This is a genomic window from Thioalkalivibrio sulfidiphilus HL-EbGr7, assembly GCF_000021985.1.
GTDB classification, from domain to species: domain Bacteria; phylum Pseudomonadota; class Gammaproteobacteria; order Ectothiorhodospirales; family Ectothiorhodospiraceae; genus Thioalkalivibrio_A; species Thioalkalivibrio_A sulfidiphilus.
Window position 1 is genome coordinate 470,765 of sequence record NC_011901.1, and the last position, 11,574, is coordinate 482,338.

The window sequence follows — 11,574 nt, forward strand, 5'->3', positions numbered from 1 at the left end:
ATCAGAAGTTCCTAAAGGCCTTTACTTCGCACTTCCCAGTCCACCCTTCCCACTTCAGTTGAGTTTGAACCGCCCCACGATCTCACGCAGCTGGCCGGCCACCTCGTTGAGTTCGCCGGTGGATTCCTGGGCCTGGTGCATGGACTGCACGCCGCGCTCGGCGGCGTCGTTGATCTCGATGATGTTGCGGTTGATGTCCTCGGCCACGGCGGTCTGTTGTTCGGCGGCAGTGGCGATCTGGATGTTCATCTGCTCGATGGACTTGATGGCACCGGCGATCTCGCCCAGGGCCATGGCGGATTCCTCCACCTTTTCCTCGCTCTCGGCGGCCTTTGCGTTGGCCTCGCCCATCACGTCCACGGCGGCCTGCACCTGGTCATTGAGTCGGCTGAGCATGTTCTGAATCTCACGGGCGGAGTCCTGGGTCCGCCGGGCCAGGTTGCGCACCTCGTCGGCCACCACGGCAAAGCCGCGGCCCTGTTCGCCGGCGCGGGCCGCCTCGATGGCAGCGTTCAGTGCCAGCAGGTTGGTCTGTTCGCTGATGCCCTGGATCACGTCCAGCACCGAGCGGATGCGGTCGTTTTCCGCGCGCACCTTGTCGATCACGCCCACGGCCCGCTGGATGCCGGCGTTGAGGTTGCCGATGGCCCCCAGGGCCTCGGTGGCGGTCAGCGCGCCGTTCTGTGCCTCGCCGGCGGCGGTGGAGGCCGCCTCGGCGGCGCCCTGGGTGTTGGCGGCCACCTCGCGCACCGTGGCGGCCATCTGGTTCATGGCGGTGGCCACCAGGGTGGTGGCGTCACGCTGATGACCCTGGTCGCGGCCGGTCTCGCCGATGATGCTCACCAGCCGATTGGCGGAGCCGGCCAGCTGCTCGCTGTTGGCGCTGATCAGGCGGATCATGCCACGCAGGTTCCCGGCCATGCGGTTGAAGCTGTCGATCAGCTCGCCGATCAGGTCGTGGCTCTGCATGGTGCAGTTCAGGGAGATGTCGTTCTCGCTGATGGCATGGGTCACCTCGGCGATGCGCCGCAGGCGCGCCAGCAGGATCACCCGCACCAGCAGGTAGTTGACCCCGCCCATGACCAGGCCGGCCGCGATGGAGGCGGCGAAGAACAGGCCGTACATGCCAGGCTTCCATTCCACGAACAGGTCGGCGAAGAACGGGAACAGCAGCCCCAGGACCAGGCCGAAGCCGAGAAAGGCCAGGAGCAGGTTGCGCAGGATGCTGGGTTTGCGAAACATGGGCAGACGCCCCTCCGAAAGGTGCTGATTATTGGTGTTTTGCGTTCTTTACTTTGGTTATCGGCTTCTGTGGCCGATTCTTAAGGTGGGGATGATTCAAAATTCAAGATTCAAAAGTCAAAGATGACGGGTTTCCCTTTGAATTTTGAATCTTGAATTTTGAATTGCCCTAAATCTCCACGCTGTCCCCGAGTCCGGGGATGTTGGCCTCGATACCGTGCTGCCGCTTCAGGGCCTCGGCCAGGGCCTGTTGTGCCTCGGGCTCACCGTGCACCAGGTGGAAGGCGGGCCGGTCCCGGAAGGCGGCGGCCCAGTCCAGCAGTTGCGACTGGCCGGCATGGGCGGAGAAGCCGCCCAGGGTGTGGATCCTGGCCTTCACCGCCACCTCGGAGCCCAGCAGCTTCACCTTCTCCACGCCGTCCACCAGCCGCCGGCCCAGGGTGCCGGCGGCCTGGAAGCCGACGAAGATCACGTGGGCGTCCTGGCGCCAGAGGTTGTACTTCAGGTGGTGGCGGATGCGTCCGCCGTTGCACATGCCGGAGCCGGCGATGATGATGGCGCCGCCCTGGATTCGGTTGATGGCCATGGAGTCCTCCACGCTGCGGGAGAACTGCAGCGGCGGCAGGGCCTCGGCCAGTTCGCCGTTGCCGTTCTGCTCCAGTCTCTCGAGGTCCTTGGGGTCCAGGGCCTTGCGCCGGCGGGCGTAGAGTTCGGTGACCTCGATGGCCATGGGGCTGTCCAGGAACACCCTCTGGTGCTTCAGGCGCCCGGCCTGGTAGAGCATGCTCAGGTGGTAGAGCACCTCCTGGGTGCGTCCCACCGCGAAGGCGGGGATGAGCACGTTGCCGCCGTCCGCATGGGCCTGCTCCAGGATCCCGGCCAGTTCCTCGATGGTGTCTTCCATGGGCCGGTGGTTGCGGTTGCCGTAGGTGCTTTCCATGAGCACCCGGTCGGCGTGTTCCAGCCGCGTGGGGCTGTGCATGAGCACCGAGTCCGGGTTGCCCAGGTCGCCGGAGAACACCAGGCGCCGTTCGCGCCCGCCGGAGGGCACGGTCAGCTCCACGATCGCGGAACCCAGGATGTGGCCGGCGTCGTGGTACATGAGCCCGACGCTGCCCTTGATCTGCTCCAGGCGCCTGTAGGGGATCGGCTCGCAGAGGTTCAGGGCCCGTTCCACGTCCTCGTCTTCGTAGATGGGATCCAGCAGGCGCTTGTCGGCGCGCCGGCGCCACTTGTTCTCCCACTCGACGTCCTTGCCCATGACCACGGCGGCGTCCCGCCACATGATCTTGAGCAGGTCCAGGGTGCCGGGGGTGCAGTAGATGGGACCCCGGTAGCCGTCGCGCACCAGCTTGGGCACGAGGCCCGAGTGGTCCAGGTGGCCGTGGGAGAGGATGACCGCGTCGACCCGGCGGGCCAGCTTCACCAGGGAGGCCTGGTTGGCCCGGTCCGCCTGGGCGCCGCCCTGGTGCAGTCCGCACTCCAGCAGCAGGGTGGATTTGTCGGTCTCGATGAGATAGCGCGAACCGGTGACTTCGCCGACGGCGCCGAGAAAGGTGAGTTTTGCCATGGGTGCAGTCTAGCGTTTTTTGTTGTTGATGGCTTCGAGGTGGGGCGTGGGGTGCAAGATCTGAAAGAACGTTTGTTCTCACGGAGACACGGAGCCACAGGGATATCGTTTTACGTTAATAAAGCTTCCCCGTGGCCCCGTGTCTCCGTGAGAGGACGGGGTTGATTGTCTCAGCGTTCCCGCCGGTAGATCAGGTCCATACTCTGGGCCTCGCCGCTGGTCTGGGTCTCCAGGCTCAGGCTGCGGGTGAGGGTGTAGCGCAGCATGAGGCTGGAGGCCCGTTCGAACAGGCCCACGCTGTAGCGCACGTACAGCCGTGCGGAGAGGTACTTGCCCATCATCAGGGCGCTCTGGTCCAGGTCGCCCTCGGCGTCCACGGTGAATTCATCCAGGCCCACGGCCTGGCCGATCTGCTGGGTCATCATGCCGCCCTGTTCCAGGCCGAAGCTGGTGATGGCGGCGGCGAGCACGTTGGCATCGGACTCGGAGGCCCCGGACAGGGGACGCCCGGTGAGCAGGAAGGACATGGCCTCGCTGTCCTCCATGGCCGGGGTGGAGAAGACCCGGGAGCGGGGGTCCTGCAGGGTGCCGCCGATGGCGAGCCCCGCGGTGACGTCGTGGGCGGGCACCCGGCGCACGGCGCGGATGTCCAGGCCCGGATTGTCCGCCGGCCCCTGGAACACCAGCACGCCCCGCTCCACGATCAGGTTCTGGCCATAGGCCCGGTAGCGCCCGTCCAGGATGCGGATCTCGCCCTCCACCCGGGTGGGCCGGGCAGGGCTGTCCTCCACGTCCAGCTGACCTTCCAGGCGGGCGCTCAGGCCGAAGCCGCTCAGGCTCACCCGCTCGCCCAGGGTGACGCTGACCCGGCTGTGGATCTCCAGGGGCGGCTCGGCGGGCGCGTCCGCATCCACGATCACCTCGTCCCGGCTCACGGAGACCGCCTGCTCGGGCAGTTCGCGCAGCTCGATGCTGGCCTCGGGGACCGCCAGGCTCCCGGTGAGACGGATCTCCCGGCCGGCCAGGGCCATGGCCAGATCGGGAGAGATGAACACCTGCGCTTCCGGCAGGCGCAGGGCCTGGAAGCGTTCCCCGGCCAGGGTCAGGTTGGCCCAGGGTTCGCCGGTGTCGGCCAGGCCCAGCTCACCACCCAGCCGCAGTTCACCGGGGCCGGAGCGCACCCGTCCGTCGAGGCTCAGCCGGTCCAGCCCGTCGGCGGCGGCCTGAAGGTTCAGGTCCGTGAGCTCCAGCCCGGCGTCGGGGATCAGCATCCGGCCTTCGGCCAGGTTGACGCGGCCGCGGAACTCGGGGTCGGCCAGGGTGCCGGTCAGGGCCAGGTCTGCCTGCAGCCGGCCCCGGGGATCACGCACCTGGGGGGCGAAGATCTCCAGCCAGCGCAGTTCGGTGAGATCCGCCCGAGCCTGCCCGTCGAGCCGGTGGGTGCCCCGCTCGGGGATGGCGGTCAGCCGGGCGCTGGCCTGGCCCGCCTCCAGGAAAGCGAGGCTGGTGCTGGCATCCAGCCGACCGTCGCTCAGGCTGGCCGCCAGGTTCAGGTCCCGGAACGGGATGGTCTCGCGATCGCCGTCCGGGAGCAGCACGTGCATCTGCGTCTGTGGGGCGCCGGCCTGCAGTTCCACCGAGAGGGTGTCCAGGAGCGCCAGCCGGGCGCTGGCTTCGATCCGGCCCTCCAGTTCCAGGTTCTCGGGCAGCACGTCGGCGAGCCAGGCCAGGGACAGATCGTCCAGGTCGAGCCGGGCCTGGAGGCCGGTTGCCGGGGTGCGATCCGCCTCGAGACACAGGCGGGCGGCCTCCTGGGTCAGACACAGGGGCGCGAGCCGGGCGTGCTCGGCATCGGCCTCGAGCGCGGGACGGCCGTCCAGGGTCCAGGTGCCCAGACGGGTCTCGCTCAGGTTGAGCCGGGTGATCCTTCCCGCCCAGCCGGGGGCCTCGGTGAGACGTCCGCGCAGGCCCAGGCCCAGGTCCCCCTCGCGGGTACGCGCGCTCAGATTCAGCTCGTGGTTCTCGGCGTGGCCCCGGCCGCTCAGCAGCAGGTTCTCCACCAGGGTGTCGTCGTCAAGCGAGATGTCGTTGACCACCAGGTTGAGGACCAGGGGGCGTTGCGGCTCGAGTCCGCCCCGCGCCTCCAGGGCCAGGCGCTGCAGTGACCAGGTCTCGAAGCCCAGTTCCGCCCCTTCCAGGCTTAGGTCCAGATCCGGCCGCTGCCAGTGGCCTGCCAGCCGGCCCTGCCCCGTGAGCCGACCCCGCAGCCCGGGCCACAGGGCGGAGAGCTCCGGCGCGTCCAGGCGGTAGTGCAGGTCGGCGGCGTCCAGGGCCGCCTCGCCGCGCAGCTCCAGGCGGTTGGCGCCCAGGCGCGCCTCCAGGCCCGGGGTGGTGAGCCGCCGGCCCTCGCTTACCCGGGCGCTGCCCCGGGCGGACACCGGGTAGTCGCGCAGGCGGCCGTCCAGCCGCTCCAGTTCAAGACTGGCGGCCGCGCCGGTCTCCGCGTCCAGTCGGCCCTCGGTGGCGGCGCGCAGGTTGAGTCGGCCGGCCAGCCGGGGGTCGATGAGGCCGGGGTCCAGGTCGTCTCCCGAGAGGCGCAGGTTCCAGCGCAGCTCCGGGGACCAGTGGGCCTCGCCCGTGACCGACAGCCGCGCGGCATCGACTTCCAGGTGCAGGCCGGGGGTGCTGAGCCCGTGGCCCTGAAGGGCTGCCTCACCCCGGCCGCTGACGCGGTGGCCGGCCAGCTGGCCCTGCAGGCGGGTCAGGCGCACCTCGCCGTGCACGGCGAGATCCGCCTCCAGGCGACCGGCGGCGCTCAGGTCCAGGTCCAAGCGGCCGGGCCAGTCCTCGAGCCAGGGACCCGGGTCCAGGTCGCGGGCGGCGAGGCGCAGGTCCCAGTGGGGCTGTGGCGCCCAGCCGCCGATGCCCTCCAGGGTGAGGCGCCCGCCGTCCACGCTCAGGGTGAGGCCGGGGATGCTGAGTTCGGTGTCCCTCAAGCGGGCCTCGCCGCTCAGGCGCAGGGTCTCGCCGCGCAGCATGCCGGACAGGTCCAGGTCCTGCAGATCGAGGCTCAGCAGGCCATCCGCATCCAGTGCGCCGGATACGCGGGTGTCGAGATCCAGCCGCCCAGGCAACTCGGGGCTGGCCTGGCCCGGGTCCAGGTCCCGGCCGGTGACCGCCAGGTCCCAGGCGGGCAGGGGTAGCCAGCGGGCGCTGCCGGCGAGGCCCAGGCGCCCCACCTCGCCGCTGATCGCCAGGGACAGCTCGGCCAGGTGCTCGGCATCGCCCCGGCCGGTGAGTTCGATGCGCTGGGCGGGATAGTCCAGGGGGGTGACGGTGGTGTGCAGCTCCAGGCGATGGTCGTCCAGGTTGCCGGTGCTCAACAGACGGCCCGCCTCCACGGCGATGGGCCCCTGCTCCGGGACCTGCCAGGTGAAGGCCTCCCAGTGGTGTGCCAGGTCCCAGGCGGGCGTGTTCAGCAGGGTGTGGAACTCGCCCTCGCCGCTCAGGCGCAGGGGGGCCTCGATGCCGTGACTCAGGGTCAGGCGCTCCAGGTCACCCTCGATGCGGACCCGGCCGCTGGCCTCCTCGGCATCGAGTCCAAGCGCTGCGGCTTCGGGCAGGCGCACCCGCCAGGCCAGCTCGGCCTGCATCGGGTAGGGCAGGGCGAGACCGGCGCGGGCGCTCAGGTCGAGATCGAAGTCGACGGCGTCCACGGTCAGGGTGCGGATGCGCGCCGCGTCCCGGTCCGCGCTGGCGGCCAGGTGGATCTCGTGGATCACCAGGGGGTCGGCGTCGCCGAAGCTCAGGCGCAGGTCCGTGAAGTGGGCCGGTGACAGGTCGATGGCCAGGGGCAGGCGGATGGCCTCGGGGATCTGGAAAGGTTCGGCGGGCGCGGGGTCCGGGTCGGGGCGGGTGTGCAGGTCCAGGCCATGCAGTTCCAGGCGGGTGATGGCGAGCCGGGCGAGGAACAGGGCGTTGGCGTTGATCCTGATCTCCAGGCGCTCGAGGCTCGCGCTTGCGGACTCATCCTCGAAACGGATGCCCTGCAGCGTCACGCCGCGCAGCAGGGTGCCCTCCACCTGCTCGATGCGCAGCTCGCCGGGAGCCAGCGCCGACCCCTGGTGGATGACCCAGCGGGTGCCGGGCTCGGTGCCCAGCAGCACCGTGAGCAGGGTGGCCAGCATGATGAAGGCGATCAGGGCGCCGAACAGGACGCGGCGGAGCATTACAGGTCCGCCCCCATGGTCAGGTGCAGGCGGAAGTTCTCGTCGCCGTCCACGGGGTGGGCGATGTCGACCCGGATGGGACCGATGGGCGAGCGCCAGCGAATCCCTAAGCCCACGCCGGTCTTGGGATCGAAGTCATCGATGGCGTCGTAGGCGTTGCCGCTGTCCACGAACGCCGCCGCGCTCCATTTGCCGAACAGGGGGATCTCGTATTCCACGCTGCCGGTGAGCAGGTGCCGGCCGCCGATCACCTCGCCGTCGGCGTTGGTGGGGCCCAGGCGCTGGTAGCCGTAGCCGCGCACGCTGTTGTCGCCGCCGGCGAAGAAACGCACCGAGGAGGGCAGTTCCGTGACCAGGTCCGCCTGGGTGGCGCCTCCCTCGGCGCGGGTGATGAGCCGGCCGGGGCCGAAGGGGGTGATGAGCTTGGCGCGGCCGTTGAACTGCACGAAGCTCACCGAGGAGATCACGCTGTCGTGGGCGCCGCGCACGCCGCCGTACAGGCGCCAGCCCCGTCGCGGGAAGACGGGATGATCGGCGCGCACCCGGGAGAAGGACAGACCCGGCATCAGCAGGTCGCTGCGGTCGGTGATGCCGGCCACGGTGTAGTCCTCGCGCTCATACACCAGGGAGCGGGTCTCCAGCCAGCCGGAGTCGTGCTGGCGGGTATGGCTCACGCCCAGGCCGTAGAGATCGGAGCGCACCGTGTCGGTGTCCTCGGTCTGGTAGCGGGCCATGAGATTGATGCGTTCCCGGGCCGGTTCGTCCAGGGGGATCTCGTAGTTGAAGCCCACCCCGGAGCGCACCGGGGAGAGCTCCAGTTCCGTGTTGTAGCGGTGCCCGGATCGGTTGGCATAGCGGTGTTCGTAGCCGAGACGCAGGCGCGGGCCGATGTCCGTGGAGGCGCCGATACCGGCGAGATACGCGTGGCGCGGGCGGGGCGTGAGCTCCACCCGGATGGGCACGGCACCGTCGGCCCGGGCCTCGGTCTCGGTGCGCACGCGCACGTCGCTGAAGTAGTTCCCGTCCACCAGGGCCTGCTGCAGGTCGATGAGGCGCACACTGTCGTAGGGCTCGCCTTCCTCGAAGGGCAGGAACTTGTCCACGAACTCGGGCTTGAGGATGTCCTGCTCGATGGTGATGGTGCCGAAGCGGTAGCGGACGCCGCTGTCCATGTGGATCACCGCGTCGGCCACGCCTTCCCCGGCGTGCACGCGCAGTTCACGGGTGATGATGCGGTTGTCCAGGTAGCCCCGGTCGGCGGCCAGGCGGGTCAGGCTGTTGCGCAGCTGTTCGTAGCGGTCGTGGCGCAGCACGTCGCCGGGTTTCATGGGCGCGTCGGCCAGCAGTGCCCGGAAGGCGGGGTCCTCGCCGGCCTCGCCATCCAGGGTGACCTCCACCGTGCGCACGCGTACCGGCTCCCCCGGCTGGACGCGGACCTCCAGGGTCCAGCAGTCCTCGGTGCGGCGGAAGTCCATCTCAAGCTCCGGGCGATAGTAGCCCAGGGCACGCAGGGCCTCGCGGGTCTCCTCGTTCGCCCGGCGCAGCAGCGGGCGCTCCCGCCACGCGGGCAGCTCGCAATCCTCGCGGGCGATGCTCAGGTGAACGCGGATATTGTCCTCGAGCTCAGCCCCGACGCCGGTGATGTTGAGGCGTGGCGACTGTGCCTGGGCCGTGCCGAGCGGCAGGCACGCCAGCAGCAACGCCGCCGCAAGGCGGCGCATGGCGTGCATCCGGCGGTCAGGGAAATGGGCAGGCGGCACTCGGCGACTATCCAGGAATGATCAGGGGTTCTGTCACAAGAGTAACAGTTCGTCATGATTTGTCCCCCCGGGGCATCAGGGGTTCAGATCATCCTTGCCACTTGCCACTTGCCACTTGCCACTTGCCACTTGCCACTTAGCCTTTGCCCCGGGTCTGGGTGCGATGGGGCCGGGCGTTCTGTTCGATGAAGCTCACGATGCGCCCGGCCACGTCCACGCCGGAGGCGGTCTCGATGCCTTCCAGTCCCGGTGAGGCGTTGACCTCGATGACCACCGGGCCGTGGCTGGAGCGCAGGATGTCCACGCCGCAGACGTTCAACCCGATCACCTTGGCGGCCTTCACCGCCGTGGCCCGCTCCTGGGGGGTGAGCTTGACCGGTTCCGCGCTGCCGCCCCGGTGCAGGTTGGAGCGGAATTCCCCTTCCTTGGCGCGCCGCTGCATGGCCGCCACCACCTTGCCGCCGATCACGAAGCAGCGCAGGTCGGTGCCGCCCGCCTCCTTGACGAACTCCTGTACCAGGATATTCTGGCGCAGCCCCATGAAGGCCTGGATGACGCTCTCCGCCGCCTTGCGGGTCTCCGCCAGCACCACGCCCACCCCCTGGGTGCCTTCGAGCAGCTTCACCACCAGGGGCGCGCCCTGCACCTCGGCCAGCAGGTCGTCGATGTCGTCCGGGGAGTGGGCGAAGCCGGTCACCGGCAGACCCACACCCTTGCGCGAGAGCAGCTGCAGGCTACGCAGCTTGTCCCGGGCGCGGGAGATGGCCACCGACTCGTTGACCGGGAACACGCCCATCATCTCGAACTGGCGCAGCACCGCCGTGCCGTAGAAGGTGATGGACGCGCCGATGCGCGGGATCACCGCGTCGAAGCCGGTCAGCTCCTTGCCCTTGTAGTGGATGGTGGGCTTGGCGGAGGTGATGTTCATGTAGCAGCGCAGCGGGTCGAGCACCTGCACTTCGTGGCCGTTGGCGCGTGCGGCCTCCATGAGCCGGCGGGTGGAATAGAGCTTGGCGTCCCGGGAGAGGATGGCGATTTTCATAGGGAAGAGGGGGCGGTGGCCTTGGGATCAGGCGGGAGATGATACGGGAGAAGTGTGAATTGGGAAGTGTGAAGTGGGAATTTGGAAGTGCGAAGGGCAAAAGGGGGCGGAGGCTTTATTGAGACTAGCAGAACATGGGACGGACCGGGGTCCGTCCCATGGGGTTTCGGTCAGAAGTTCAGGGCCACGAAGTTCACGCCAACGGTCCAGGCCTCCTCTCGGTCGCCACCGAGCTCCCGGGTCCAGGTGAGATCCAGGAACAGGATCTTGGCTTCGAGCCCGTACACCTCGGCGTTCTCGCCGGCTTCGCGCAGGAACCCGGCGGTGGCCGTCACCTGCCAGTTGCCGTCCAGGCGGCAGGTGGGCGAGAGGAAGCTGCCGTGGCCGCCGCCGTAGACGTCGGTGTGCCAGATCTCCGCCTCGCAGCTGCGGGCGTCGATCAGGTCGGCGTCGTCGACCACGTAGTGGCCGCTGGCGAACGCGTAGCCTGCTGCGAGCACAGCCGAGACCGCGGCCAGCCATGGGGCTGGTCGCAGCAAGGCCATGGGCATGGGCTCAGGCCCGGCGTCGGTGATTGAGAATGACCAGGATCCCGTGGCGCTTGCCTTCCGGGAGGGCCTGGACGATGGCGCGGCCGCGCTTGCGGGGCAGGCGTTCATAGAGTCGCGCCAGGGTGTAGGCGGGCAGGCCGCCGGCCAGGCTGACCGCGTCCCCGACCGGGATGTCTTCCAGCAGGCGGAGCTGGCTGGCCTCCGCGAGTCGCAGGAAGCGCAGGCGGGCGGTGCCCAGGGCGCCGTTGTGCAGGGCCAGCGCCACACCGTCCATGCCGGTGTCGGGAATTGCGGGGTCGGGGCCGGTGAGGGCCTTGTTCATGAGTATGGTCATCGAGTCACTCCTTACGCCTGTCAACGCCATGGCAATGGCGAGCGTGCCGGCGGGGGCCGGCGATGGTTGCGAAGGGGGATGACGGGGTGGGGTGTCGCGGCTATCGGAACGACACCCGGGGGATCGATGATCCGAGGGGCTAGACGTTTCCGGGCAGGCTGCGGACGACCCGCTTCAGGCCGGCATCGGCCTTCGCGCGCGGTGTTGTACTGCAAACGTCCATAAAGGGCAGGGCCTTTGTTACCAAATGAGGGGTGGATTCTAGCAGTTGCTACACCAGTGGCAAGTCACCAGTGCACGCATCGAGTGACGAGTCGTCAGGACCCCCCGGGTTTTCCTTGCCACTTGAGACTAGCCACTTGCCACTGGCTCCCCCGCCAGGTGCGCCGCGCTGGGCTCCACCAGGTACCCGTGGGCCAGTGCGGTACGGCCGAGCAGCATGCGAAAGCGCATGGTGTCCCGGTTGGTCAGGGTGATCTCGATCTGATGGCGGCGGCTGCCGATGATCACCTCGGTGGTGATCACGTAGCGACGGGTGCGGTGGCCGCCGGAATCGGTGACCGTGCGCCGGTCCGTGACCGGGGCCTCGCAGTGGATCTCGGGGGTCTCGCTGCCGGCCACCGGGTGCAGCCCGAAGCGCACCCATTTCTGTCCCTGCCGCTGGAAGGGTTCCACGTAGAAGGCGTGCAGGGCCGAGGTGCGCGCGCCGGTGTCCACCTTGCATTCCAGGCGCGGGATGCCCAGTTCCGGCAGCGCGATCCATTCGCGCCAGCCGAGGCGGGGTTGTGAGTCTCTATTCAAAATTCAAAATTCAAAATTCAAAGGGGTCGTCGAATGATGCCACCG

General features: G+C 68.9%; 8 protein-coding genes. All 8 read right to left on the minus strand.

The window, feature by feature from the left end; genetic code table 11:
- Positions 1-54: 54 nt before the first annotated feature.
- The 8 genes from TGR7_RS02200 to TGR7_RS02235 all read right to left on the minus strand — a co-directional run bounded on the left by TGR7_RS02200 (position 55) and on the right by TGR7_RS02235 (position 11,529).
- A complete protein-coding gene (locus TGR7_RS02200; RefSeq protein ID WP_012637032.1) occupies positions 55-1,242 on the minus strand; it encodes a methyl-accepting chemotaxis protein in 1,188 nt (395 codons plus the stop codon).
- Positions 1,243-1,411: 169 nt separating this feature from the next.
- Positions 1,412-2,812: an MBL fold metallo-hydrolase RNA specificity domain-containing protein gene (locus TGR7_RS02205; protein ID WP_012637033.1), complete on the minus strand. Its 1,401-nt coding sequence runs from the start codon at positions 2,810-2,812 to the stop codon at positions 1,412-1,414.
- A gap of 170 nt (positions 2,813-2,982) precedes the next feature.
- Complete coding sequence (locus TGR7_RS02210) at positions 2,983-7,041, minus strand: translocation/assembly module TamB domain-containing protein (RefSeq protein WP_012637034.1); 4,059 nt, start codon at positions 7,039-7,041, stop codon at positions 2,983-2,985.
- On the minus strand, positions 7,041-8,762 hold the full coding sequence (locus TGR7_RS02215) for an autotransporter assembly complex protein TamA (RefSeq protein WP_012637035.1): 1,722 nt from the start codon (positions 8,760-8,762) through the stop codon (positions 7,041-7,043). Before TGR7_RS02215 ends, TGR7_RS02210 begins: the two co-directional genes overlap by 1 nt.
- A gap of 175 nt (positions 8,763-8,937) precedes the next feature.
- Positions 8,938-9,843, minus strand: a complete 906-nt coding sequence (rimK, locus tag TGR7_RS02220; protein WP_012637036.1) for a 30S ribosomal protein S6--L-glutamate ligase — start codon at positions 9,841-9,843, stop codon at positions 8,938-8,940.
- 170 nt (positions 9,844-10,013) lie between these two features.
- Positions 10,014-10,388: a hypothetical protein gene (locus tag TGR7_RS02225; RefSeq protein WP_012637037.1), complete on the minus strand. Its 375-nt coding sequence runs from the start codon at positions 10,386-10,388 to the stop codon at positions 10,014-10,016.
- A 10-nt stretch (positions 10,389-10,398) separates the two neighbouring features.
- Complete coding sequence (locus TGR7_RS02230) at positions 10,399-10,728, minus strand: hypothetical protein (protein WP_012637038.1); 330 nt, start codon at positions 10,726-10,728, stop codon at positions 10,399-10,401.
- Positions 10,729-11,079: 351 nt separating this feature from the next.
- Positions 11,080-11,529, minus strand: coding sequence for an ATP-dependent zinc protease family protein (locus TGR7_RS02235; RefSeq protein WP_012637039.1), 450 nt, complete (start codon positions 11,527-11,529; stop codon positions 11,080-11,082).
- Between the last annotated feature and the right edge of the window lie 45 nt (positions 11,530-11,574).